Annotated in this window: 19 protein-coding genes; 10 read left to right on the top strand and 9 right to left on the bottom strand. The window is 60.3% G+C overall.

From position 1 onward, the window contains the following. Position 1: 1 nt before the first annotated feature. Positions 2-1,153 carry an acyl-CoA dehydrogenase family protein gene (locus tag ACYZTX_RS15915; RefSeq protein WP_150766348.1) on the top strand — a complete coding sequence of 384 codons (1,152 nt, stop codon included), beginning with the start codon at positions 2-4 and terminating at the stop codon, positions 1,151-1,153. A gap of 109 nt (positions 1,154-1,262) precedes the next feature. On the opposite strand, the gene ACYZTX_RS15910 is transcribed toward ACYZTX_RS15915, so the two are convergent. From ACYZTX_RS15910 to pssA, 7 genes are all read right to left on the bottom strand, one after another. Continuing rightward, positions 1,263-2,036 (bottom strand): enoyl-CoA hydratase, encoded by a 774-nt coding sequence (locus tag ACYZTX_RS15910; protein ID WP_462037054.1) that lies wholly within the window; start codon positions 2,034-2,036, stop codon positions 1,263-1,265. A 29-nt stretch (positions 2,037-2,065) separates the two neighbouring features. Further along, positions 2,066-3,193, bottom strand: a complete 1,128-nt coding sequence (locus tag ACYZTX_RS15905) for an acyl-CoA dehydrogenase (RefSeq protein ID WP_461963698.1) — start codon at positions 3,191-3,193, stop codon at positions 2,066-2,068. A gap of 9 nt (positions 3,194-3,202) precedes the next feature. Beyond that, positions 3,203-4,396, bottom strand: a complete 1,194-nt coding sequence (locus tag ACYZTX_RS15900) for an acetyl-CoA C-acyltransferase (RefSeq protein ID WP_462034866.1) — start codon at positions 4,394-4,396, stop codon at positions 3,203-3,205. Positions 4,397-4,408: 12 nt separating this feature from the next. After that, positions 4,409-5,170, bottom strand: a complete 762-nt coding sequence (locus tag ACYZTX_RS15895; protein WP_462034865.1) for an SDR family NAD(P)-dependent oxidoreductase — start codon at positions 5,168-5,170, stop codon at positions 4,409-4,411. 16 nt (positions 5,171-5,186) lie between these two features. Beyond that, positions 5,187-6,851: an AMP-binding protein gene (locus ACYZTX_RS15890; protein WP_462034864.1), complete on the bottom strand. Its 1,665-nt coding sequence runs from the start codon at positions 6,849-6,851 to the stop codon at positions 5,187-5,189. A 245-nt stretch (positions 6,852-7,096) separates the two neighbouring features. Beyond that, on the bottom strand, positions 7,097-8,113 hold the full coding sequence (locus ACYZTX_RS15885; RefSeq protein ID WP_462034863.1) for an AraC family transcriptional regulator: 1,017 nt from the start codon (positions 8,111-8,113) through the stop codon (positions 7,097-7,099). A gap of 144 nt (positions 8,114-8,257) precedes the next feature. Further along, the gene (gene pssA / locus ACYZTX_RS15880) at positions 8,258-9,601 is read right to left on the bottom strand and encodes a CDP-diacylglycerol--serine O-phosphatidyltransferase (protein ID WP_462034862.1); all 1,344 of its coding nucleotides are present in this window, start codon (positions 9,599-9,601) and stop codon (positions 8,258-8,260) included. A gap of 216 nt (positions 9,602-9,817) precedes the next feature. On the opposite strand from pssA, the gene ACYZTX_RS15875 reads away from it, so the two are divergent. The 3 genes from ACYZTX_RS15875 to ACYZTX_RS15865 all read left to right on the top strand — a co-directional run bounded on the left by ACYZTX_RS15875 (position 9,818) and on the right by ACYZTX_RS15865 (position 11,984). Then, positions 9,818-10,381 (top strand): TetR/AcrR family transcriptional regulator, encoded by a 564-nt coding sequence (locus ACYZTX_RS15875; protein WP_462034861.1) that lies wholly within the window; start codon positions 9,818-9,820, stop codon positions 10,379-10,381. 55 nt (positions 10,382-10,436) lie between these two features. Beyond that, entirely contained in the window at positions 10,437-10,913 is a 477-nt protein-coding gene (locus ACYZTX_RS15870) for a nuclear transport factor 2 family protein (RefSeq protein ID WP_462034860.1), read from the top strand. 291 nt (positions 10,914-11,204) lie between these two features. After that, on the top strand, positions 11,205-11,984 hold the full coding sequence (locus ACYZTX_RS15865) for a TSUP family transporter (RefSeq protein ID WP_462034859.1): 780 nt from the start codon (positions 11,205-11,207) through the stop codon (positions 11,982-11,984). Here the strand turns inward: ACYZTX_RS15865 and nudC are convergent. Next, positions 11,952-12,782 carry an NAD(+) diphosphatase gene (gene nudC / locus ACYZTX_RS15860; RefSeq protein WP_462034858.1) on the bottom strand — a complete coding sequence of 277 codons (831 nt, stop codon included), beginning with the start codon at positions 12,780-12,782 and terminating at the stop codon, positions 11,952-11,954. The genes ACYZTX_RS15865 and nudC overlap by 33 nt on opposite strands. Before the next feature lie 6 nt (positions 12,783-12,788). After that, positions 12,789-13,601, bottom strand: coding sequence for a crotonase/enoyl-CoA hydratase family protein (locus ACYZTX_RS15855; protein WP_462034857.1), 813 nt, complete (start codon positions 13,599-13,601; stop codon positions 12,789-12,791). A 562-nt stretch (positions 13,602-14,163) separates the two neighbouring features. On the opposite strand from ACYZTX_RS15855, the gene glgA reads away from it, so the two are divergent. From glgA to glgX, 6 genes are all read left to right on the top strand, one after another. Continuing rightward, positions 14,164-15,750, top strand: a complete 1,587-nt coding sequence (gene glgA, locus ACYZTX_RS15850; protein ID WP_462034856.1) for a glycogen synthase GlgA — start codon at positions 14,164-14,166, stop codon at positions 15,748-15,750. Positions 15,751-15,766: 16 nt separating this feature from the next. Further along, positions 15,767-17,563: a malto-oligosyltrehalose trehalohydrolase gene (gene treZ, locus ACYZTX_RS15845; protein ID WP_462034855.1), complete on the top strand. Its 1,797-nt coding sequence runs from the start codon at positions 15,767-15,769 to the stop codon at positions 17,561-17,563. Next, positions 17,560-19,638, top strand: coding sequence for a 4-alpha-glucanotransferase (malQ, locus tag ACYZTX_RS15840; RefSeq protein ID WP_462034854.1), 2,079 nt, complete (start codon positions 17,560-17,562; stop codon positions 19,636-19,638). The genes treZ and malQ overlap by 4 nt, the downstream gene beginning before the upstream one ends. Beyond that, positions 19,635-22,421: a malto-oligosyltrehalose synthase gene (locus tag ACYZTX_RS15835; RefSeq protein ID WP_462034853.1), complete on the top strand. Its 2,787-nt coding sequence runs from the start codon at positions 19,635-19,637 to the stop codon at positions 22,419-22,421. The genes malQ and ACYZTX_RS15835 overlap by 4 nt, the downstream gene beginning before the upstream one ends. Positions 22,422-22,442: 21 nt before the next feature. Continuing rightward, a complete protein-coding gene (locus tag ACYZTX_RS15830; RefSeq protein WP_462034852.1) occupies positions 22,443-22,757 on the top strand; it encodes a DUF2934 domain-containing protein in 315 nt (104 codons plus the stop codon). Positions 22,758-22,871: 114 nt separating this feature from the next. Further along, positions 22,872-25,031, top strand: a complete 2,160-nt coding sequence (gene glgX, locus ACYZTX_RS15825; protein WP_462034851.1) for a glycogen debranching protein GlgX — start codon at positions 22,872-22,874, stop codon at positions 25,029-25,031.

Raw genomic sequence — 25,031 nt, 5'->3', positions numbered from 1 at the left:
CATGCACGACATCGAATTGAGCGAAGAGCAAGTCATGATCCGCGACATGGCCCGGGACTTTGCCCGCGGCGAAATCGCGCCCCACGCCCAGGCCTGGGAAAAGGCCGGCTGGATCGATGATGGTCTGGTGGCGAAGATGGGCGAACTGGGGCTGCTGGGCATGGTGGTGCCCGAGGAATGGGGCGGCACCTATGTCGACTACGTCGCCTACGCCCTGGCGGTGGAAGAGATTTCTGCCGGCGATGGCGCCACTGGCGCGCTGATGAGCATTCACAACTCCGTGGGCTGCGGTCCGGTCCTCAACTACGGCACTGAAGAACAGAAACAGACCTGGCTGCCGGATCTGGCCAGCGGTCAGGCCATCGGCTGCTTCTGCCTGACCGAACCCCAGGCCGGTTCCGAAGCCCACAACCTGCGCACCCGCGCCGAACTGCGCGACGGCCAGTGGGTGATCAACGGCGCCAAGCAATTCGTCAGTAACGGCAAACGGGCGAAGCTGGCCATCGTGTTTGCGGTGACCGATCCGGACCTGGGCAAGCGCGGCATCTCGGCGTTCCTGGTGCCGACCGATACCGCGGGTTTCATCGTTGATCGCACCGAACACAAAATGGGTATTCGGGCGTCCGATACCTGCGCGGTGACGCTGAGCAACTGCACCATTCCCGAAGCCAACCTGTTGGGTGAGCGCGGCAAAGGACTGGCGATTGCCCTGTCGAACCTTGAAGGCGGCCGCATCGGCATTGCGGCACAAGCGTTGGGCATTGCTCGGGCGGCATTTGAAGCGGCGCTGGCGTACTCGCGGGATCGGGTACAGTTCGACAAGCCGATCATCGAGCACCAGAGCATCGCCAACATGCTGGCCGACATGCACACCCGGCTGAATGCGGCGCGGTTGCTGATCCTGCATGCCGCGCGTTTGCGCAGTGCCGGCAAGCCGTGTCTGTCGGAAGCTTCACAGGCCAAACTGTTTGCATCGGAAATGGCCGAGAAGGTGTGTTCGTCGGCGATGCAGATTCATGGCGGGTATGGGTATCTGGAGGATTACCCGGTAGAGCGTTATTACCGGGATGCGCGGATTACGCAGATTTATGAAGGGTCGAGCGAGATACAGCGGATGGTGATTGCTCGGGAGCTTAAAAACTACCTCGTGTGAAACGGCTGAAAAGCTTCGCGAGCAGGCTCGCTCCCACAGGATCTCATGAATACTGGAGATCTACTGTGGGAGCGAGCCTGCTCGCGAAGACGCCCGTGAGAGCGCTACATCACTTCCCTTTGAACTCCGCCTCACGCTTGGCAATAAACGCCGCCATCCCTTCCTTCTGATCCTGCGTCGCGAACGCCGCATGGAACACCCGACGCTCAAAGCGCACACCTTCCGACAGGCTCACTTCAAACGCGCGGTTGACGCTTTCCTTGATCATCATTGCAATCGGCAACGACTTCTTGGCAATCAGCGCCGCGACTTTCAACGCTTCTTCCAGCAACTCATCCGCCGGAACAATCCGCGCGACAATCCCGCAACGCTCCGCTTCCACCGCATCGATCAGGCGGCCGCTGAGGCACATTTCCATGGCTTTAGCCTTGCCCACAGCGCGGGTCAGGCGTTGGGTGCCGCCCATGCCTGGCAGTACGCCGAGGTTGATTTCCGGTTGACCGAACCTGGCGTTGTCGCCGGCCAGGATGAAGTCGCACATCAACGCCAGTTCACAACCACCGCCCAAGGCGAAACCGTTGACGGCGGCAATGATCGGCTTGCGGCGGTTGGCCACACGATCGCTGTCGCTGAACAGGTCGTCGAGGTAGATCTGCGGGTAAGTCAGCTCGGCCATTTCCTTGATGTCGGCGCCGGCGGCGAAGGCTTTTTTCGAACCGGTCAGCACGATGCAGCCGATGTTCGAATCGGCTTCCAGGCCATCGAGGGCCTGGTTCAGTTCGCTGACGATCTGCGCGTTCAACGCGTTCAAGGCTTGCGGACGGTTCAAAGTGATCAGGCCAACTCGACCGTGGGTTTCCAGCAAAATCGTTTCGTAACTCAGCTCTTTATTGCTCACAGATGCATTCCTTCTCAAAGATTGCGCGAAATAACCATGCGTTGAATATCGCTGGTGCCTTCGTAGATCTGGCAGACCCGCACGTCGCGGTAGATCCGCTCCAGCGGGAAATCGTTCAAGTAGCCGTAACCGCCGAGGGTTTGCAAGGCCGCGGAGCATACCTTCTCAGCCATTTCCGAGGCGAACAGCTTGGCCATGGAGGCTTCGACCAAGGCCGGTTTGCCGCTGTCTCTTAACGCCGCCGCGTAATGCACCATCTGCCGGGCGACGGCGATCTGGGTTGCCATGTCCGCCAGGCGGAACGCTACCGCTTGATGTTCAATGATCGGCTTGCCGAAGCTTTCACGCTCGCGGGCATAGTCGCGTGCCGCTTCGAACGCAGCGCGGGCCATGCCCACCGATTGCGAAGCGATGCCGACGCGGCCGCCTTCGAGGTTGGCCAAAGCGATTCGATAGCCTTCGCCCTCCTCGCCCAAGCGATTGGCCACCGGCACTTTCACGTCTTCAAACAGGATCTGGCAGGTGTCAGACGCGTGCTGGCCGAGTTTGTCTTCGACCCGTGCGACTTTGTAGCCCGGCGAATCGGTCGGCACGATCAGCGCCGTGATACCACGCTTGCCGGCACTTGGATCAGTTACGGCGAACACGATCACCACCCCGGCGTTCTGCCCGGACGTGATGAACTGTTTGCAGCCGTTCAACACGTAATGATCGCCTTCAAGACGGGCACGGGTTTTCAAGCCGCTGGCGTCGGAGCCGGCCTGCGGTTCGGTCAGGGCAAAGGCCCCCAGCATTGAGCCGCTGGCCAGCGGTTTGAGGAAGCGTTCTTTCTGGTCGTCGTTGCCGTACTTGAGGATCGGTACGCAACCCACCGAGTTGTGCACGCTCATGATGGTCGAGCAAGCGCCGTCGCCGGCCGCTATTTCTTCCAGGGCCATGGCGTAGGCCAGGTAACCGGTGTCGCAACCGCCCCACTGCTCCGGCACCAACATGCCGAAGAAGCCCAGTTCGGCCATCTCGCCGATGGCTTCCTTGGGGAAGCGATGCTCGCGGTCCCACTCGGCGGCGAACGGTTTCAGCCGTTCCTGGGCAAACTGCCGGGCCGCGTCGCTGATCTGAAGTTGTTCGTCAGTCGGGAGCATAGTGATTCCTTAATACAGGCATTCAACGGCCATGGCCGTGGCTTCACCGCCGCCGATGCAGATCGCTGCGACGCCGCGTTTCAGGCCTTTCTGGCGCAGGGCCGAGAGCAAGGTCACGAGGATCCGCGCGCCGGACGCACCGATCGGGTGACCGAGGGCGCAAGCGCCGCCGTGAACGTTGATCTTTTCGTGGGGGATTTCCAGTTTGGCCATGGTGACCAGACTGACCACGGCGAAGGCTTCGTTGACTTCGACCAGATCGACTTCGTCCAGGGACCAGCCGGTTTTTTTCATCAGCTTCTGGATCGCGCCCACCGGTGCCACCGGGAACAGGCCCGGGGTGTCGGCAAACGCCGCGTGGCCGTGAATCACTGCCAGTGGTTTCAGGCCGCGCTTTTCAGCTTCGCAACGGCGCATCAACACCAGTGCCGCGGCGCCATCGGAGATCGAACTGGAATTCGCCGCCGTTACCGTGCCGCCGTCGCGGAACGCCGGTTTCAAGGAAGCGATCTTGTCCAGTTTGGCTTTCGGTGGCTGTTCGTCGTTGCTGATCAGCACTTGCTCTTTGCCGACGGTCACGGTGAGCGGCACGATCTCGTCCTTGAAGCTGCCGTCCTTGATCGCCTGCTGCGCGCGGGTGGTCGAGGCAATGGCAAAGGCATCCTGGGCTTCACGGGTGAAACCGTTGGTTTCAGCACAATCCTCGGCGTAGGTGCCCATCAGACGGCCTTTGTCGTAGGCGTCTTCCAGGCCGTCGAGGAACATATGGTCGAGTACGCGACCGTGGCCCATGCGGTAACCGCTACGGGCGCGGTCCAGCAGATACGGCGCGTTGGACATGCTTTCCATGCCGCCGGCGATGACCACGTCGGCGCTGCCGGCTACCAGCATGTCGTGAGCCAGAATGGCCGCTTCCATGCCCGAACCGCACATTTTGTTCAGGGTCGTGCAGCGGGTCGATTTATCCAGCCCGGCGCCCAGTGCGGCCTGGCGTGCCGGAGCCTGGCCGAGACCTGCGGAAAGTACGCAACCGAACAGCACTTCTTCAACCGAGTCTGGCGCCATACCGGCGCGTTCGACGGCGGCGCGAATCGCCGCAGCTCCGAGTTGCGGAGCGGTCAGGCTTTTCAGTTCGCCCTGGAAAGCGCCCATCGGGGTGCGGACGGCGCTGACGATAACGATTGGATCGTTGGCAATAGTCATGACAAATTCTCCTTATTTGGCGGCCATGCGCAAGGCGCCGTCGAGACGGATCACCTCGCCATTGAGCATGCTGTTTTCAATGATATGCCTGACCAGCCCGGCATACTCGCCCGGTTTACCCAGCCGCGGCGGAAACGGCACGCCAGCTGCCAGGGAGGCGCGGACTTCCGGGGTCATCCCGGCCATCATCGGGGTTTCGAAAATACCGGGGGCGATGGTCATCACGCGGATGCCGAAACGCGCCAGTTCACGGGCGGCGGGCAATGTCAGGCTGACAATCGCGCCTTTGGACGCGGCGTACGCGGCCTGGCCGATTTGGCCGTCGTACGCGGCAGCCGAAGCGGTATTGATGATTACGCCGCGCTCGCCATCGGCATCCGCTTCGGTTTCGGCGATCGCCGCAGCGGCCAGGCGCAGCATGTTGAAACTGCCGATCAGGTTGACGTTGATCACCTGGCTGAAACTGGCCAGCAGATGAGGGCCATTCTTGCCGAGGATCTTCTCGCCCCGCACGATGCCGGCGCAGTTCACCAGACCATTCAGGCCACCGAAGGCTTTGACCGTCGCCTGCACGGCGGCTTCGGCCGCGGCTTCGCTGCTGATATCCGCCACCACGCTTTGCACGCCGAGACGTTCAGCCTGAGCCGCAACGGCCTCGGCGTTCATGTCCACCAGCATGACTTTGGCGCCGGCCGCGACCAGCATTTCAGCCGTGGCCGCACCGAGTCCGGACGCACCGCCGGTGACGAGAAAAACCTTGTTTTCGATCTGCATCATTGTTTCCTTGGATTCAAGGTGAAACGTTCTTCGCGGCGGCCTCTTGAGCCTTGGCGATTTCCTGGTTGCGCAAGATAAAGCGCTGCAATTTGCCGCTAGGGGTTTTCGGCAACTCGCTGACAAATTCGATTTCACGGGGATACGAGTGCGCGGCCAGCCGCTTGCGCACGTGTTGGCGCAGTTCTTCGGCCAGCTCCGGTGTTGCGCGGTATTGCGAGCAAATCACGACGAAGGCTTTCACCAGTTCGGTGCGTTCCGGGTCGGGTTTGCCGACCACCGCTGCTTCGATCACCGCGGGGTGTTCAATCAGCGCGCTCTCCACGTCGAACGGGCCGACCCGGTAGCCGGAGGTGGTGATCACGTCGTCGCTGCGACCGACGAAGCTGATGCTGCCGTCCGGGTTCCATTCGACGGTGTCGCCGCTCAGGTAATAGTGGCCGACGAAGGCCTTGGTCGGTGCGCCTTCGTAGCCGGCGAACCAGCACATCGGCGACTGGGTGCGATCGATGGCCAGAATGCCCGGCTGGCCGACGCCGAGTTCTTTGTACTCGTCGTCCAGCACCACAATGCGGTGGCCTGGCGAAGTGAAACCGGCGGCGCCCATGTGGATCGGATGCTCCAGGGCATGGTGATTGCACAGGACCATGCCCAGTTCGGTCTGACCGTAATGATCGTGAATGACCACGCCTAGGTTGTCGGCAAACCAGCGAATCACTTCCGGGTTCAACGGCTCGCCGGCGCTGCTGACGATGCGCAACTTGCCCTTGATCGAGCGGGCGAATTCGTCGCCTCCGGCGATCAACAGGCGATAGGCCGTCGGCGAACCGGTAAGGTTGGTGATCCCGTATTTGTTGATCACCCGGCAGGTGCTTTCGAGTGTGAACGGGCCATCGTAAAAGGTGATCGGATGCCCCATGGCCATGGGACCTGTGACACCGAAATAGATGCCATAGGCCCAGCCCGGATCGGCGACGTTCCAGAAGGCGTCTTCTGGGCGCAAGTCCACGGCGTCACGGGTGTAGCTCTGGAAGGCGACGATCGCCTTGAGCGGTACGGACAGCGCTTTCGAAGGACCGGTGGTGCCCGACGTGAACATCAGCAGGAATGGATCTTCGCCGGTCAGCAGGACCGGTTCGCACACAGGAGAATAATTGGCCAGCTCGGCCCAGAAGCTGTAATCGCCACGGACGATGCCTTGGCCTTTCGCACCGGCGACGGTGACGATGGTCGGGCAGTCCGCGACTTCAGTGAGTTTGGCGCGATTGCCGGCGTCGGTGACCACCACTTTGGCGCCCGAGCAGCTGAGGCGATGTTCGATGGCTTTTGGGCCGAAGGCCGTAAAAAGCGGTTGATAGACCGCACCGATGCGCCAGGTGGCGAACACGGTGATCAGCAATTCGATATTACGTGGCAGGAGACCGGCCACCTTGTCGCCCTTTTTCACGCCCTGGGCCAGGAGGAAATTGGCGAAACGCGCGGCTTTGTCCTGCAAGTCGCTGAAGGTGTACGTCGCGCTGGCGCCATCGCGGCCTTCCCAGAACAGCGCGATGCGCCCTGGCAAGGCATGACGGTCGCAACACTCGACGCAGGCGTTAAGGGCAGTCAAATCGCCGGTGAGCGCGGCGTCTACGGTGTGCTGATAATTGAACTGAGATGTCGCAGACAAATAATCGCGCATTGCCAGAATCCCTTTGTATTTTTATTAGGTCATGGGAACCGTAATTAACAGGGAAATACTCGCTCTGCGCGGGGCGCGGGACAATGGTCAAAGCTATCAAGTTGCGTGACTGGTTTGGCCAAGATTCAAGGGATGCGTCGCCTGTCAGGGCCTCTTCGCGAGCAGGCTCGCTCCCACAGGGGAACGCATTCCAAATGTGGGAGCTTGCTCGCGAAGAGGCCGGCTGCATCACCACCAAATCCGGATCAGTCAGCTTCGTTAAGGATCAAACTCCGATAATGCCCCGGATTGGACCCCGACCACTTGCGAAACGCCTTGTAGAACGAGCTGGTGTCGGCAAACCCTAAACGCGTGGCGATCTCGGCGAAGCTGATGGCCGGTTCCGCCAGCCAAACAATCGCCAATTCCTTGCGCACACTGTCCTTGAGCCCTTGGTAAGTCTGGCCCTCTTCGGCCAGGCGCCGACGCAACGTCGACGCCGACATGCACAGCTGTTGCGCCAGGGCCTCGGTTTCCGGCCAGTGTTCGGCGGGCAGTTGCCGCAAGTCGTGCTTGATCCGGCTGGCCAGGCTTTCCGGATCACGGTACTTGACCAGAATATTGGCCGGCGCATGGGCGAGGAAACGCTTGAGTTCTTCCGGGCTGCGCTTGATCGGCAAATCCAGGCACTCGGCCGAGAAAATCATCCGCGTGCGCGGCCGGTCGAAACGCAGGTTTTCGGAGAACATCACCTGGTAGTCATCGCAGAAATCCGGCGTCGGGCAGCGCAACTCGATGGCCAGGATCGGTATCCGTCGCCCCGCCAGCCAGCAGGCGACGCCGTGGACGATCATCCAGTAAGTGAAATATGTGAAGGCGCGGCGCGGGTCGTGGTTGTCTTCGAGCAGGACGATTTCTGCCAGGCTTTGCTGACGAACCAACTGTGCGGGCAGGTGCTCGAGCATCAACGACAAAAAGCTCAACCCCGAGGTCAGACCGGCCGCCAGGCTCGGCTGGACCATGGAGCAGCGACAAAGAAACGCCAGACTGCCGGATTTGAGTTTGCGTGGGTCCATGCCAAAAAACTCATCATCTCCACGTCGTGCCAGCAAACGCCACAGACGCGCATAAGCGGTGGCCGGAACGCGTGCATCGCTGCTATGGAGCAGTGCCGGATCGATGCCGACTTTGTTCAACACCTCTTCGGTGGCGACTCCTGGGGCGCAGCTTTGCAACAGCGCTTCACGCACCAGTTGAATGGAGATGGTGTCTTTTTCCGACATTGACCTTGGCGAGCCCTGTTCTTGTTTGAAGTGGGGGCATATTAGCTCGTTAAGATCAAAAGATCGCAGCCTTCGGCAGCTCCTACAGGGAGTCCGCATTCCAATGTAGGAGCTGCTGAAGGCTGCGATCTTTTGCTTTAAGCATTACAGAATCCGATAGAGCAACCGCTCGATCCGCACACGACTCACGCGCTTGAGAAACTTGGCCACCCCCGCCGGGTATTCCAGCAGCGTTTCCAGTTCCTGATAACGCTCGATCCGGCGAGTGTTCTCGAAAATCTCCGCCAGCTCTTTACGACGCGGCTCCAGCAGCTCGCCTTTCGGATCATCGATCAGCAAGGCGTTTTCCAGATCGAGACGGAACGCCCGCGGGTTGAGGTTGTTGCCGGTCAGCAAGGTGAAACGCTGATCGATCCACATGCCCTTGAGGTGATAGGTGTTGTCGCCGTCACGCCACAGATGCAGGTTCAACTGGCCGCTGTCGACGCTGCGATGATGCCGCTTGGCGAAACGCCGAAGGCTGATCTCGTAAAGGTACGGCAGCGCCGAGATCACCTTGAACGGCTCGCTCGGCGGGATGTAGAAATCGTTGGCCGTCTTGTCGCCGACGACGATGTCGATCTTCACGCCCCGCGCCAGTGCCCGGTTGATTTCCCGGGTCACGGCCAGCGGCAGGTTGAAGTACGGCGTGCAGATGGTCAGTTGATGTTGAGCGCTGGCGATCAACTCGCAAATCACTCGACTCAGCGGATTGTTCTTGCCAACACCGAGCAATGGGCTGACCGACAAACTGCCCTTGTCCAGGGTGCCCGTCGTGGTGTCGTACGCCGCGTGCTTGAGGCGGCTGCGCAAGTCGCCGATGTCGTTGCGCAGGCTGCGAGTGGTTGGCAGGTTCGGTAGATCGAGACGATGCACCGCTTTGGAGGCGATCAGGCCGTGCTGAATCAGGTGCTGCATCGAATCGGCCAGGGCGTGGTTGTGCAGCAAGTGATAACGGTCGTAGCGATACTTATCGAACTTGTGCAGATAAACGTTGTTCAGACTCGCGCCGCTGTAGATCACGCAGTCATCGATCACGAAGCCTTTCAAATGCAGCACGCCGAACAGCTCTCGGGTCTGCACGGGAACGCCATACACCGGGACTTCGCTGGCATGAGTCCGGGTGGTTTCCTGATACCAGGCCGAGTTACCCGGCTGCTTGCCGGCGCCGATCAAACCGCGCTGGGCGCGCAGCCAGTCAACGGCCACCACCACGTCCAGTTCAGGACGCGCCAGCTTGGCCGCGTGCAAGGCTTCGAGAATCTCCTGGCCGGCTTCGTCCTGTTGCAGATAGAGCGCGACGATATAGATGCGCTGGGTGGCGCTGGCGATCCTCTCCAGCAGGCAACGGCGGAACTCGGCAGCGCCAGAAAGAACAGTGACGGCATCGGCGGTCAGCGGAAAACTGCGCAGTTTAGGCAGCAGAGAGCGTTTGAAAAGCGACGGCATAGGGCTCGCAATGGGTCGAATCCGAAGAACCCGAGAGCTTACACCATGGATCGGTTCGGGTCTTGTTACTGACTGTAATGGCCTCTTCGCGAGCAAGCCCGCTCCCACATTTGAAATGCATTCCCTTGTGGGAGCGGGCTTGCTCGCGAAGGCGATTTTGTAGGCGACAAAAATAGATGCTTGACCAAGGAGAACGATCGTTCTACTGTTCGCCGAATGAACGAAATCACCAGCATTGACACACGCGATATCATTCTGGACGTCACCGAAAAATTGATCTACAAAAGTGGCATCGCGGCCACTGGGATAGATCTTCTGGTTAAAACCGCCGGTGTCTCCAGAAAGAGTATTTACCGCTACTTCGCCAACAAGGAGGAGCTCACCGTCGCGGCCCTGCAACGGCGGGACCTGCGCTGGATGCACTGGTACACAAGCGCAGTCGACCAGGCTGAAACCCCGGCCGACCGGCTGCTCAACCTGTTTACCGTGCTCAAGGCCTGGTTCGCTTCCGAAGGCTTCCGTGGCTGTGCATTCATTAACACCAGCGGCGAAACCGGCGACCCGCAAGACCCTGTGCGCCTGGTCGCCAAAGACCACAAACAGAAGCTGCTCGACTATGTGCGCGAGCTCTGTACCGAATATGGCGCAACCGACCCGGAGACGCTGGCCAAACAGCTGCTGATCCTGATTGACGGTGCCATTACCGTGGCGCTTGTCATGGGTGATCACAGTGCCGCCGATAATGCGCAATGCATGGCGCGAAAGTTATTGGACCTGTAACACTTTAATCAAGCCCGACACCGTATTTGAACTTTAATTTATAGGGAGACTGTCAATGTCTAACGCCGAAGTTCGTCCGCCATTACCGCCATTCACCCGTGAGTCGGCCATCGAAAAAGTCCGCCTGGCCGAAGACGGCTGGAACTCTCGCGACCCGGAACGCGTGTCGCTGGCCTACACCCTGGACACGAAATGGCGTAACCGCGCCGAGTTCGCCTATAACCGCGAAGAAGCCAAAGGTTTCCTGACGCGCAAATGGGCAAAAGAGCTGGATTACCGCCTGATCAAAGAACTCTGGGCCTTTACCGGCAACCGCATCGCCGTGCGTTATGCCTATGAATGGCACGACGACTCGGGCAACTGGTTCCGTTCCTACGGCAACGAAAACTGGGAGTTCGACGAGAACGGTTTGATGGCCAATCGGTTTGCCTGCATCAACGACATGCCGATCAAGGAAAGCGACCGCAAGTTCCACTGGCCGCTGGGCCGCCGACCTGACGATCACACAGGCCTGTCGGACCTAGGCTTGTAAACACTGATCCCCTGTAGGAGCTGTCGAGTGAAACGAGGCTGCGATCTTTTGATCTTAAAAATCAAAGTCAAAAGATCGCAGCCTCGTTTCACTCGACAGCTCCTACAGGTGTTTGGTGGTGTTTAGGCTACTGCGGTCTGTGGCTTGAGCGCTGTCGTGGCTTCGAGCGCCCCTGTGGGAGCGAGCTTGCTCGCGAAGACGCCAGACCAGTCGCCGCAGTAGTTGGATATAGGTAAGATATCGGCCCTTCCCCGCAGCCCTGTTCTGCACCCCGCCGAATAAGCCGATGCCATGCCTTTCGAACTCAGTGTTGACCTCACCACCCTGGCCATTCTGGCCCTTGTCGCTTTCATCGCCGGTTTCATCGACGCCATTGCCGGCGGCGGTGGTCTGTTGACCACCCCCGCGCTGCTGACTGCAGGCCTGCCGCCGCATCTGGTGCTGGGCACCAACAAACTCAGCTCGACATTCGGCTCGGCCACCGCCAGTTTCACTTTCTACCGACGCAAACTGTTCCATCCCAGGCAGTGGATGCACGCCATTGTCGGCACGCTGGTGGGCGCGCTGACCGGTGCCGTGGTCGCTCACTACCTGCCAGCAGAATGGTTGAACAAGATGCTCCCGGTGATCGTTTTCGCCTGTGGGCTCTACTTGTTGTTTGGCGGCACGCCGAAAACGCCGCTGGACAGCGACGCACCGATCAAGAAAAAGTGGCAATCGACCCAAGGCTTCGGCCTCGGCTTTTACGACGGCGTGGCGGGCCCCGGCACGGGTGCGTTCTGGACCGTCAGCACGATGCTGATGTACCCCATCGACCTGGTGAAGGCCAGCGGCGTGGCGCGCAGCATGAACTTCGTCAGCAACATTGCGGCACTGTCGGTGTTCGTGTTTTCCGGGCAGGTGGACTGGATCATCGGACTGAGCATGGGCCTGTCGGTGATGGTCGGGGCGTTCTTCGGGGCTCGCACCGCCATCAGTGGCGGTGCGAAGTTCATTCGCCCGGTGTTTATCACCGTGGTGCTGGGCTTGACCGTGCGGTTAGCCTGGCAACACTGGTTCAGCGTGACCTAAGCGCCGCGCCACATAGACGTCGATCAGGTAACGGGCAATCGAGCGTGACGCCGGCAACGGCGGCAAGTCGCGCACGTTGAACCACTGGGCGTCTTCGATCTCGTCTTCCTGACACACGATCTCGCCACCGGCGTATTCGGCGTGAAACCCCAGCATCATCGAATGCGGGAACGGCCAGCACTGGCTGCCCATGTACTGGATGTTCTTGACCTCGATCTGCACTTCTTCGCGAACCTCACGAATCAGGCAGTCTTCGGCCGACTCGCCCGGTTCGGCAAACCCCGCCAACGTACTGTAGACCCCGGTGACAAAGCGCGGCGAACGGGCCAGCAGGACTTTATCGCCACGGGTCACCAATACAATCATGCTCGGCGAAATGCGCGGGTAGCTGCGTAAATCACACGGTTCGCAGTACATCGCCCGTTCCCGGGTCACCTGGCTCATCGCCAGCCCGCAGTTACCGCAGAAGCGGTGTTCGCGGGCCCAGGTGCCGATCTGCGCGGCATAACCAAGCACCTTGTAAACCGCGTGATCGCCCTCGAGCATGAACGCCCGCAGGCCTTTCCAGTTGCAGCCCGGCACTTCGCTGTGACTGCGCAGTTCCAGCAGGTAGACCGGTTCGCCGTCCAGGTGGCCGATGCCATGTTCAGCGAGAATCGACAAATCCTGGCGCTTGAGCCATTCGCGGGGGAACAACGCGCCATTGTCATCGAACAGAAAGCCTTCGGGGCTGCGGGCCACGGCCCAGCCGCCGGGCTGGTCGGTATCCAGTACTGCGGTGGTCCAGCGTGAAATCATTTTTTATCAATCCAGAAATTCGGGTTTCTGTTTGCTCATATGGGCGGCCATGGCCACGCGCAGATCAGTGGATTGCAGCATGGCGGCGTTCCAGGTGGCGACATATTCCAGGCCGTCGTCGATGCGATGGTCGCGCATGTAGCTGATCATCTCTTTGGTGCCGGTGATCGCAATCGGTGACTTGCTGGCGATCTCGCGGGCAATGCCCATGACACCGTCGAGCAGGCTGGCCGTGTCGCTGTAAACGCGATTGACCAGGCCCATGCCACGTGCTTCTTCGGCACCGAAAGTGCGACCAGTGTAAGCCAGTTCACGCAGCATGCCGTCACCGATGATCCGCGGCAAGCGTTGCAGCGTGCCAACGTCAGCCGCCATGCCGATGTCGATTTCCTTGATCGAAAACTGCGCGTCCTCGGCGGCGTAACGCATGTCGCAAGCGGCAATAAGGTCGATGGCGCCACCCAGGCAGTAACCCTGAATCGCTGCCAGCACCGGTTTGCGGCAATGGTCGACCGCATTGAATGAGGCCTGAAGGGCGAGGATTTTGCGGCGCAGCAAGCGCGCATTGCGACCCACGTCCTTGCCCAGCTCATTGGCCACGCCGGCCAGCATCATCAGGTCGATGCCGGAAGAAAAATGCTTGCCCGCACCACTGAGGACCACCACCCGGACTTCGTCAGTGTCGTCCACCCACTGGAAAATCTCGATGATCTCGCTCCAGAAGGCCGCATTCATCGAATTTATTTTTTCCGGCCGGTTGATCTGCACATGGGCGACTTTATCGGCCAGTTCGACGGTGAACGCGGTGTACTGAGACATGGCAGTGATCCTTTTACCGGGGCAGAAAATGAGGCCCGAACTATAACAAGGCATCCAGGCCGGCAGTGGCAGCGGTTCGGCCAAAAACTGGACTTGCCGGCTGCGCACCTTAACAGTGCGAGAGCCCGGCCGCGTTTGGCACATTCATGTGACATCTCAAATATTTTTTGAGGCATAAAGTTAAAAAAACATGCCCTTCGTCGGTGCGTTTCTCCCCCCAAGCGGTACGTCCGTACCTCTTTAAACCGATTGTCGAACAATTTTGCCATCTGGCCTCCCCCGCTCTAAGTTCTGGCCTAGACTCAGTTCCGCGGGGCGAAACCGACGGGTCATAAAGCGGAAAGAAAGTCTAAACTTTTGCCGCTCGTGACGGGTCAGGGTAAAGGTAGGTGCGTTGCGACTGGTGCAATCCTTGCAACGTTTACTCCAGCCATTCTGCTTCAACGCATTGGCAGCGCTTGCTCTCCGATGCGTAGCGCGTTTGCGCCCGGCCACAGGAATTGGCTACGAAATACCGTTTGTGCCAGACCTAAGAATTAGATCAACAACACGGGAGACTCATATGATCAGTACGGCTTTAGATATTCAGGGAGAACGTGCTCATCAGCAGGTCGGCGAAACGAGCGCTGTGAGCGCCCCCAGCCACCAATCGATCAGCGTCCCAGGCACCAAGACGCTGACACCGGTGGCCCATCAGAATCCCAATAAAAAGAAAGTACTGTTCGTAACCTCGGAGATCGCCGATCTGGTGAAAACCGGTGGTCTGGGCGACGTTTCCGCAGCACTGCCGCGAGCCATGGCGCATTTGCATGATGTGCGTGTGCTGATTCCCGGTTACCCGCAAGTGCTGAACAGCGAAAACCCGATTCATATCATTGGTGAGCTCGGTGGTCACGCCGCGTTGCCTCCCTGCAAGATCGGGCGCATGGACATGCCCGACGGTCTGGTCATTTACGTGTTGATCTGCCCCGAGCTCTACGAGCGCGAAGGTTCGCCGTACGGCGCCAACAACGGCCGCGACTGGCCGGACAACCACATTCGTTTCGCCCGCCTGGGTCTGGCGGCCGCCGACATTGCCGCCAATCTTGCACAAATCCACTGGTGCCCGGATCTGGTGCACGCCCATGACTGGCCTGCCGGTCTGGCACCCGCCTACATGCACTGGCGTGGACAACGCACGCCGACGCTGTTCACCATTCATAACCTCGCCTACCAGGGCGTGACCAGTCTCGGGTCGTGCCCGGAACTAGGTATTCCCATGCATGCCTTGCAACAAGAAGGCATGGAGTTCTACGGCAAGATGTCGTTCCTCAAGGCTGGCATGGCCTATTCGAGCCACATCACCACCGTCAGCGCCACCTATGCCCAGGAAATCACCACCCCGGCCTTCGGCTGCGGTCTCGACGGTTTTCTCGCCGCCAAGACCCAGCAAGGTCTGCTCAGTGGTATTCCCAATGGCATCGATGAAAGCTGGGACGCCGCCACCGACACGCACCTGTTCCGCCCGTTCAGCATCGGTGACTGGGATGGCAAAGCGGTCAACGCCGCCCACGTCCGTGAGCTGTTTGGCCTGGACGATAGCGAAGGTCCATTGTTCGCCGTGGTGTCGCGACTGGTCTATCAGAAAGGCCTGGACCTGACCGAAGCTGTCTCCGAATACATCGTCAAATCTGGCGGGCAGATCGCAATCATCGGTCGTGGCGAGCCGGAAGAAGAACAAGCCATGCGTGAACTGGCCCTGCGTTTCCCCGGCCAGATCGGCGTGCGCATCGGTTTCAACGAAACAGACGCCCGTCGCATGTTCGCCGGCAGTGATTTCCTGCTGATGCCTTCGCGTTACGAGCCTTGCGGCTTGAGCCAAATGTACGCCCAGCGCTTCGGTTCGTTGCCGGTAGCCCGCAACACCGGCGGTTTGGCCGACACCATTGAAAACGGTGTAACCGGTTTCCTGTTCGACGAATCCACGGCCGAGAGCTATCAGGAAGCCCTGAGCCGGGCATTCAAGGTGTTTGCCTTCCCCGACCTGCTCAACGCCATGCGTTGCCGCGCCATGGCAGCGCCTTTCAACTGGTGCAAGGCGGTCGAACCGTACGCCGAACTCTACGAACAGCTTGTTACTAAGGCATTGGGTAAATCGAGCAAACATTAAAAAGAGGTTTTCATAGATGCCGTTACGGACCCTTGAGACCTGGCCCCACGGCGCAATCATGCTGGACGCTGAGCACACGCGTTTTGCCTTGTGGGCGCCAGATGCGTTTTCCGTCAGTGTCGAACTGGAAAATGGACAATCCTTGCCGCTAACGCCTCAGGCCGATGGCTGGTTCGTGATCAAGACCCGCTGCCCCGCGGGTACGCGTTACCGCTTCAACATCGACGGCGAGCTTGCAGTGCCCGACCCGGCCTCCCGCGCACAGGCCGGTGATATCGACCGCCACAGCGTGGTGGTCGATCCCCTCGCCTATCAATGGCAAAACAGCACCTGGTCAGGCCGTCCCTGGAACGAAGCCGTCATCTACGAATTGCACGTCGGTGCGCTCGGCGGCTTCAGTGACGTCGAGCAGCACTTGGCCCGCCTTGCCGAATTGGGCATCACCGCGATAGAACTGATGCCGCTGGCGCAGTTTCCCGGCGATCGCAATTGGGGCTACGACGGGGTTCTGTCCTATGCGCCCCAAGCCTCCTACGGTTCCCCCGAACAACTCAAACATCTCATCGACACCGCCCACGGTCATGGCCTGGCGGTGATTCTCGACGTGGTCTACAACCACTTCGGCCCGGACGGCAATTACCTGCATCGCTACGCCAAGGCCTTCTTTAATGAAGACAAGCACACACCTTGGGGAGCGGCCATCGACTTCCAGCGACGCGAGGTGCGTGACTTCTTCATCGACAACGCGCTGATGTGGTTGCTGGAGTACCGCTTTGACGGATTGCGCTTTGACGCGGTGCACGCCATCGAAAGCCCGGACTTTCTCCAGGAACTGGCGCAGCGGATTCGGCAGCAGACCGACCCCGCGCGTCATGTGTGGCTGACGGTCGAGAACGAACACAACCAGGCCAGCTTGCTGCAAGAAGGGTTCGACGCGCAGTGGAACGACGATGGCCACAACGCCTTGCACGTGCTGCTGACCGGCGAAACCGACGCCTATTACGCCGACTACGCCGACAATCCCACCGAACAATTGGCACGCTGCCTGAGCCAGGGTTTTGTGTTTCAGGGCCACACCAACCGACACGGCGAAGCAAGGGGTGAGCCCAGCGGTCACTTGCCGCCCAGCGCGTTCGTACTGTTCTTGCAAAACCATGACCAGATCGGCAATCGCGCATTTGGCGAACGACTGCACCAACTGGCCCATCCAGACGCGCTAAAAGCCGCGACAGCGCTGTTGCTGTTGTCGCCAATGATCCCGCTGATGTTCATGGGTGACGAGTTCGCCGCGCAAGAACCGTTCCTGTTTTTTACCAGCCATCACGGCGAACTGGCGGAACGGGTTCGCGAAGGCCGACGTAACGAGTTTTCCGCGTTTGACGCATTTGCCGATCCGGATAAACGCGAAAAGATTCCCGACCCGAACGCGCGGAAAACCTTCGAAGACTCCCGACCGAATCTGACGGCAAGTCGACAATCCGACATTTATGAGTTGTATCGCCAACTGTTGAAAATCCGCCACGAGCAGATCATGACACGCGTGCCCGGCGCTCACCCGCTGGGTGCCGAAGTGCTCGCGCAAGGCGCGGTGACGGCGCGCTGGCAACTGGGCGATGGCAGTCAGCTGCGTATTGACCTGAACCTCAGCGACACGCCTGTGGTCCACTCCCCGCAGGCCGGCGCTTCGTTGTTGTATGAACATCCCTCGAAGTCCGCCGATCTGCTGGAACAAGGCACCCTTGCCCCGTATTGCGCGCTAGTCAGCCTCACGGCCGCAGACCCTTTGCTACCCCCGGATGGAGAGCGCCAATGAGTGATGCGCAACTGGAAATACTGGCCAGCCGTGCCGGCCTGGCAGTCGACTGGATCGACGCCAACGGCCGCCCACAGAAAGTCGCTCCATCAGTGTTACGCAACGTCCTCACCGGACTCGGCCACCCCGCCAGCACCGCACAGGAAATCGACGCCAGCCTGCTGCAATTGCAAGAGGTGCAACAGACCCGGCATCTACCGCCGCTACTGACCGCAGATTTCGGCGTCGGCCTGAGCCTGGCGCATTACTTTGAGCCCGAAACACCGTGCGAGATCCACCTTGAAGATGGCGCGCGGCTCAACCTGAAACTGGACGCCGAGGCGATGCTGCCCGGTCTGGTCCCGGTCGGTTATCAGCACGTCAACATTGATGGACAATCATTTACCTTGGCCGTCGCGCCCACGCGCTGCTACAGCGTCGGCGATGCCGTCGACAGTCCGATTCCGCGTACCTGGGGCCTGAGCGTGCAGCTGTACTCGCTGCGTCGCACCGGCGATGGCGGGTTCGGCGATACCCAGGCGCTGGAAGACTTGGCCCGTGTGGCCGGCGAACGCGGTGCCGAAGCGTTGGCGATCAGTCCGTTGCATGCAATGTTCAGCAACGACACCCAGCGTTACAGCCCGTATTCGCCGTCCAGCCGTTTGTTTCTCAACAGCCTTTACGCCGCACCGGGCGCCATCCTGGGCGAACGAGCGTTGCGGACCGCGATTGATGCAACCGGCCTGGCGGCAGAACTCAAGCAGCTCGAAGCATCGCCGTTGGTTGATTGGCCGGTGGCGGCCGAAGCCAAACATCGCCTGCTGCAGGCGTTGTACGAAGGATTTGTCCAGGGCGAACACCCGTTGCATGCCGATTTCAGTAGCTTCCGTCACGCCGCTGGCGAAGCCCTGGAAAACCACTGCCGCTTCGAAGCCATTCAAGAAGCCCGCGCCGCCAAAGGTGAAAACCTCGACTGGCGCGAGTGGCCGGAACAATGGCGCGACCCGCGAAGTGCCGCCCTCGCCGAATTTGCCGAAGAAAACGCCGGACGCATTGGCTTCTTCGCCTTCTGCCAATGGCTGATCACGCGCTGCCTGGAACGCGCACAAACCGCCGCCCGCAGCAGTGGCATGAGCATTGGTCTGATTGCCGATCTAGCCGTCGGTGCCGATGGCGGTGGCAGCCAGGCCTGGAGTCGCCAGGACGAATTGCTCGCCTCGCTGACCGTGGGTGCACCACCGGACATTCTCAATCGCACGGGTCAGGGCTGGGGCATTTCCGCGTTCTCGCCCGAAGGCTTGGTACGCAATGGCTTTCGCGCATTCATTGAAATGCTTCGGGCCAACTTCGCCCACGCCGGTGGTTTGCGCATCGATCACGTCATGGGCCTGCAACGGCTGTGGGTGATCCCCAATGGCGCGTCACCCGCCGACGGTGCCTACCTCTATTACCCGGTGGACGACCTGCTGCGTTTGCTGACCCTTGAATCCCATCGTCATCAGGCCATCGTCCTCGGAGAGGACCTCGGCACTGTGGCGGATGGTTTGCGAGATAAGCTCATCGCCCGTTCGATCCTCGGCATGCGCGTGCTGTTGTTCGAACAGGACAACGCGCACTTCAACACAATTCTCGACTGGCCGGACAACGCTCTTGCGACCACGAGCACCCATGACCTGCCGACGCTCAATGGTTGGTGGCATGGCCGCGATATCGACTGGAACGCCCGATTGGGTTTGGTCGACGCTCCGGGTGAAATCGAATGGCGACACCACCGCGAACGCGAACGCGAAGGCCTGCGCCGGGTGTTGAGCGAGGACCCGCAGAACTTTCGCGAAGAGTCCCATGAAACCGATCAGGTGCTCGACGCCGCGATACGTTTCCTCGGTCATACCCGTGCGCCGCTGGTGTTGCTGCCGCTGGAAGATGCCTTGGGCATCGAACAGCAGGCCAACTTGCCAGGCACCATCGACACGCATCCCAACTGGTCCCGACGTTTGCCCGGCAACAGTGAAGCTTTGCTCGACGACCCGGATGCCGCCCGACGCCTGGAACTGCTCGCCTGTGCGCGACTTCAGGCGGCCGAGCGTGACCAATGAATCAAACGATTACCCAACCGCTGCGGGCAACGCAGCGGCTGCAATTTCATAAAGGCTTCACGCTGGACGATGCGGTGCCGCTGGTGCCGTACTTCGCCAGCCTCGGCATCAGCCATGTCTACGCGTCGCCACTACTGAGCGCCCGCGCCGGATCCATGCACGGCTACGACGTCGTGGACCCGACCACCGTCAACCCCGAGCTGGGCGGCGAAGCGGCGTTACGGCGTCTGGTCAGTGCACTGCGCGAACAGAACATGGGGCTGATCCTCGACATCGTCTCCAACCACATGGCCGTCGGCGGTGGCGATAATCCCTGGTGGCAGGATTTGCTGGAATGGGGACGCCTGAGCCCTTACGGCGAGTTCTTCGATATCCAGTGGCATTCACCCGATCCGTTGATGACAGGCCAGTTGCTCTTGCCCTTCCTCGGCAGCGACTACGGCATAGCCTTGCAGGACGGCACCCTGCCCTTGCGCTTCGATGCGCAGAAGGGCACGTTTTATGTCGAGCACTATGAGCATCACTTCCCGATCTGCCCGACCCATTACGGCGAACTGCTCAGAACCGATGACCCACTGCACGCCGAATCGCTGAAGTCGCTGGCAGACCGTTTCACCACCCTGAGCTATCAAACTGACGCCCATAGTCTGGCGATGCCGCTGAAAGCCGAGCTGCGTGAACTGGCCAGTGATCCGGCGATTCTGCAAGCCATCCAGCAAAACCTCAGCGCTTATGACTCGCTCACCGCCGAAGGTTTCCACCGTCTGCACGTGTTGCTTGAACACCAAAGCTATCGCCTGGCCAGTTGGCGCACGGCGGCTGATGACATCAACTGGCGGCGCTTTTTTGATGTCAACGAACTGGGCGGCCTGCGCGTTGAACGCCCCGCCGTGTTCGAAGCCACCCACGCGAAAATCTTCGAACTGGTAGCCGAAGGCCTGGTCGACGGCCTGCGCATCGACCACATCGACGGCCTCGCCGACCCTCGGGGTTACTGCCGCAAACTGCGGCGTCGGGTCGACAGCCTGTCGCCGAATCGGCACCTGCCGATCTTCGTCGAGAAGATCCTCGGCGAAGGCGAAACCCTGCACCGTGACTGGTCGGTGGATGGCACCACGGGTTACGAGTTCATGAATCAGTTGTCGCTGCTGCAACACGCTCCCGAAGGTGCCCACACCTTGGGCGAACTGTGGAATCGATACAGTGAACGGCCCGCCGATTTCCGTCAGGAAGCGCAACTGGCCCGCCAGCAGATCCTCAACGGCTCCCTCGCCGGGGACTTCGAAAGTGTCGCCCAGGCCCTGTTGCAAGTGGCCCGGGATGACGTGATGACCCGCGACCTGACCCTCGGTGCGATTCGTCGGGCGTTGCAGGAACTGATCGTGCATTTCCCGGTGTACCGCACCTACATCAGCCCGCGTGGTCGTTCGGCTGAAGACGATGTGTTTTTCCAGCAGGCTATGGACGGTGCCAGGCTTACCCTTAGCGAGGCCGACTGGCCGGTGCTCGATTGCCTGGCCCGCTGGCTGGGGGGTGAATCATGGCGCAAACGCCCGTTGGGCCGCCCGCGCAAGATGCTCAAACATGCCTGCGTACGTTTTCAACAACTGACGTCGCCGGCGGCGGCGAAGGCCGTGGAAGACACCGCGTTCTATCGCTCGGCGGTTTTGCTGTCGCGCAATGACGTGGGGTTCAGCACCGAGCAGTTCAGCGCGCCGGTGGCCGATTTCCATGCGGCTTGCGCCAATCGCCTCGAAGCATTTCCCGATAATTTGCTGGCCACCGCCACCCACGACCACAAACGCGGTGAAGACACCCGCGCGCGCCTGGCGGTGTTGAGCGAGCGCAGTACCTGGTACGCCGAGCAAGTGCCGCTCTGGCAGGCCCTCGCCCGGCCCCTGCGCGACGACGACCAAATGCCGACGACGGGCGATGAGTTGATCCTCTACCAAGCGATCCTCGGCAGCTGGCCGCTCGATGTGCGCAGTGACGATCAAGCAGCGCTTGAAAACTACACTCAACGTGTGTGGCAGTGGCAACAGAAAGCCTTGCGCGAAGCCAAGTTGCAAAGCAGCTGGAGCGCGCCGAACGAGGCTTACGAACAAGCGGTTCAGCAATTCCTGCAACGACTGTTGCTGAGTCCTGAAGGGGAACTGTTGCGCGCGGCCCTATGCAAAGCGGCCAACAGCATCGCTGCCCCCGGCGCACTCAATGGATTGGCGCAAACCTTGCTGCGCATGACCGTGCCTGGGGTGCCGGACCTTTATCAGGGCGCCGAGTACTGGGACTTCTCGCTAGTCGACCCGGACAACCGCCGGCCGGTGGATTACGCCAGCCGTCAGCAGTCCCTGCAGGCGCCATTGGATTTGCCCGAGCTGTTGGCTAACTGGCGGGACGGGCGCATCAAGCAAACCCTGATCGCGCGTACGTTGAACCTGCGGCTAGAGCACACCGAGCTGTTTCGGCGAGGGACGTATCAAGCCCTTGAAGTCGTCGGCAGCCAGGCTCACCGGGTGCTGGCATTTGCTCGCGAGCTGCAAGGAAAAAGGGCCATCGTGATCGTACCGATACGCTGCGCCGAATGGCTGAAAAACAGTGCCGAACCCCGGATTGACGCGCCGCTGTGGGGCGATACACGGGTCAAATTACCGTTCACCACCCCTGATGAAGATTTGAAGGGACTTTTTTCCAGCGTGACAGTCACACACCACAGAGAGCTGGACATCAGCACCGCGCTGGGGGATTTCCCGATCAATCTTTTTATCCAAACTACCCCAACTTGAGTTCAGTTCAGGAGCATTGCGATGAGTACCAACGATAAACGCATCCGCGAATTTGCCTATCAGATCTGGGAATCGGAAGGAAAACCCGAGGGTCAGGAAGCCCGCCACTGGGAGATGGCCCGCAAGCTGGCTGAAGCCGAAGCCCTGGCACCGAGCAAAGCGCCAAAAGCCGCTGGCAGCAAAACCGCTGGCGCCAAGGCCCCAGCCAGCAAATCCACCAATGGCAAGGCTGGCGAGCCAAAAGCCAAGCCCGCCGCGGCATCGAAGGTGATCCCGCCGGGCGAAAAAGCCACCGAGAAAAAGCCTCGAGCAGCGCGAAAACCGCCCGCTGTCTGACGCCACTCACCGTTGACCTGATTGAATACGTGGCGAGTCCTCTCGCCACCGAGGGCTCGCTCGCCCTCAAAAAAAACCAGAGCCAAGAACTGTCCCCCCTTTGCAGGAGCACCTATGACCAATCCAAAGAAAGCCGCGCCAGAACCTCACGCCGAGGCCTCGCGAATCCGTGAAGGCTTGCCCTTCCCGCTGGGCGCGACCTGGGATGGCCTAGGGGTCAACTTTGCCTTGTTTTCCGCCAACGCCACCAAGGTCGAGTTGTGCATCTTCGATGGCGCCGGCGAGGTTGAACTGGAACGCATCGAACTGCCGGAATACACCGACGAGATCTACCACGGCTACCTGCCCGACGCCCATCCGGGGATGATCTACGGCTACCGTGTCTACGGCGCCTACGACCCGGCCAACGGCCATCGCTTCAACCACAACAAATTGCTGATCGACCCCTACGCCAAACAACTGGTCGGCCAGTTGAAATGGTCTGAAGCGCTGTTCGGCTACACCATCGGCCACCCCGACGCCGACCTCAGTTTCGATGAACGCGACAGCGCTCCGTTTGTACCCAAGTGCAAGGTGATCGACCCGGCTCACACCTGGGGCCGCGACCACCGGGTCAGCGTGCCGTGGGACAAGACCATCATTTATGAAACCCACGTGCGCGGCATCAGCATGCGTCACCCTTCCGTCCCCGAGAACCTGCGTGGCACCTTCGCCGGGTTGATGGTTGATGACGTGCTGGAACACATCCGCAAGCTCGGTGTGTCGACGGTTGAATTGCTACCGATTCACGCCTTCGTCAACGACCAGCATCTGTTGCACAAAGGCATGACCAACTACTGGGGCTACAACAGTATCGCGTTCTTCGCCCCCGACCCGCGCTACCTGGCCAGCGGCAAGATCGACGAGTTCAAGGAGATGGTCGCGCACCTGCACGAAGCCAATCTCGAAGTGATCCTCGACGTGGTCTACAACCACACCGCCGAGGGCAATGAGCAAGGCCCGACCCTGTCCATGCGCGGCATCGACAACGCCTCCTACTACCGCTTGATGCCCGACGACAAGCGCTACTACATCAACGATTCCGGCACCGGCAACACCCTGGACTTGAGTCACCCGTGCGTGCTGCAAATGGTCACCGATTCCCTGCGCTACTGGGCGTCGGAAATGCACGTGGACGGTTTCCGCTTCGACCTGGCGACCATTCTCGGGCGCTACCACGATGGCTTCGACGAACGTCACAGCTTCCTCGTCGCCTGCCGTCAGGACCCGGTGCTGCGCCAGGTGAAGATGATTGCAGAGGCCTGGGATTGCGGCCCCGGGGGTTATCAGGTTGGCAAATTTCCGCCGGGTTGGGTCGAGTGGAATGACAAATTCCGTGACACCGTGCGTGCGTTCTGGAAAGGCGACGACGGCCAACTGGCGGACTTCGCCAGTCGCATGACCGCCTCCGGCGAGATGTTCAATCAGCGTGGTCGGCGGCCGTATGCCTCGGTCAACTTCATCACCGCCCACGACGGTTTCACCCTTAACGACCTAGTGTCGTACAACGACAAACACAACGAAGCCAACGACGAGAACAACCAGGACGGCAGCAACAACAACCTGTCCTGGAACCACGGCGTCGAAGGCCCGACCGACGATCCCGAGATCAATGAGCTGCGTCAGCGGCAGATGCGCAACTTCTTCGCCACGCTGCTGCTGTCGCAAGGCACGCCGATGCTGGTGGCCGGCGACGAATTCGCCCGCACCCAGGAAGGCAATAACAACGCCTATTGCCAGGACAGCGAGATCGGTTGGGTCAATTGGGACCTGAGCGAAGACGGCAAGGCCCTGCTCAAGTTCGTTAAGCGTCTGATCAAGTTACGCCTGGCCTACCCGATCCTGCGTCGCGGTCGGTTCCTGGTGGGCAATTACAACGAGGACATCGGCGTCAAGGACGTCACCTGGCTCGCGCCGGATGGCAGCGAAATGTCCATCGAACAATGGGAGGAAGGTCATGGCCGCTGCCTCGGCATGCTGCTCGACGGCCGCGCCCAGGAAACCGGTATCCGCCGCAAGGGCGCTGACGCCACCCTGTTGTTGGTGGTCAACGCGCATCACGACATCGTCAATTTCCTTCTGCCGGAAGTGCCCGACGGCGTTTTCTGGACCTGCATGATCGACACCAACCAACCGTCGATTCGGGGTCAGGAACGCTTCGAGTTCGATCACGAATATTCGGTCACTGGCCGTTCGCTGCTGCTGTTCGAATTGCAGCGTGAGGAAGAAGAGTGA

This window comes from Pseudomonas sp. MDT1-17 (assembly GCF_054898105.1).
This window is presented reverse-complemented; position numbering and strand designations above follow the sequence as displayed.

Excerpts from the sequence above, each read along its gene's own strand:
- ACYZTX_RS15915 (WP_150766348.1), top strand. The coding sequence starts at position 2 with ATGCACGACATCGAATTGAGCGAAGAGCAAGTCATGATCCGCGACATG.
- ACYZTX_RS15905 (WP_461963698.1), bottom strand. The coding sequence starts at position 3,193 with ATGCTCCCGACTGACGAACAACTTCAGATCAGCGACGCGGCCCGGCAG.
- ACYZTX_RS15900 (WP_462034866.1), bottom strand. The coding sequence starts at position 4,396 with ATGACTATTGCCAACGATCCAATCGTTATCGTCAGCGCCGTCCGCACC.
- ACYZTX_RS15895 (WP_462034865.1), bottom strand. The coding sequence starts at position 5,170 with ATGCAGATCGAAAACAAGGTTTTTCTCGTCACCGGCGGTGCGTCCGGA.
- ACYZTX_RS15890 (WP_462034864.1), bottom strand. The coding sequence starts at position 6,851 with ATGCGCGATTATTTGTCTGCGACATCTCAGTTCAATTATCAGCACACC.
- ACYZTX_RS15885 (WP_462034863.1), bottom strand. The coding sequence starts at position 8,113 with ATGTCGGAAAAAGACACCATCTCCATTCAACTGGTGCGTGAAGCGCTG.
- pssA (WP_462034862.1), bottom strand. The coding sequence starts at position 9,601 with ATGCCGTCGCTTTTCAAACGCTCTCTGCTGCCTAAACTGCGCAGTTTT.
- ACYZTX_RS15875 (WP_462034861.1), top strand. The coding sequence starts at position 9,818 with ATGAACGAAATCACCAGCATTGACACACGCGATATCATTCTGGACGTC.
- ACYZTX_RS15870 (WP_462034860.1), top strand. The coding sequence starts at position 10,437 with ATGTCTAACGCCGAAGTTCGTCCGCCATTACCGCCATTCACCCGTGAG.
- ACYZTX_RS15865 (WP_462034859.1), top strand. The coding sequence starts at position 11,205 with ATGCCTTTCGAACTCAGTGTTGACCTCACCACCCTGGCCATTCTGGCC.
- nudC (WP_462034858.1), bottom strand. The coding sequence starts at position 12,782 with ATGATTTCACGCTGGACCACCGCAGTACTGGATACCGACCAGCCCGGC.
- ACYZTX_RS15855 (WP_462034857.1), bottom strand. The coding sequence starts at position 13,601 with ATGTCTCAGTACACCGCGTTCACCGTCGAACTGGCCGATAAAGTCGCC.
- glgA (WP_462034856.1), top strand. The coding sequence starts at position 14,164 with ATGATCAGTACGGCTTTAGATATTCAGGGAGAACGTGCTCATCAGCAG.
- treZ (WP_462034855.1), top strand. The coding sequence starts at position 15,767 with ATGCCGTTACGGACCCTTGAGACCTGGCCCCACGGCGCAATCATGCTG.
- malQ (WP_462034854.1), top strand. The coding sequence starts at position 17,560 with ATGAGTGATGCGCAACTGGAAATACTGGCCAGCCGTGCCGGCCTGGCA.
- ACYZTX_RS15835 (WP_462034853.1), top strand. The coding sequence starts at position 19,635 with ATGAATCAAACGATTACCCAACCGCTGCGGGCAACGCAGCGGCTGCAA.
- ACYZTX_RS15830 (WP_462034852.1), top strand. The coding sequence starts at position 22,443 with ATGAGTACCAACGATAAACGCATCCGCGAATTTGCCTATCAGATCTGG.
- glgX (WP_462034851.1), top strand. The coding sequence starts at position 22,872 with ATGACCAATCCAAAGAAAGCCGCGCCAGAACCTCACGCCGAGGCCTCG.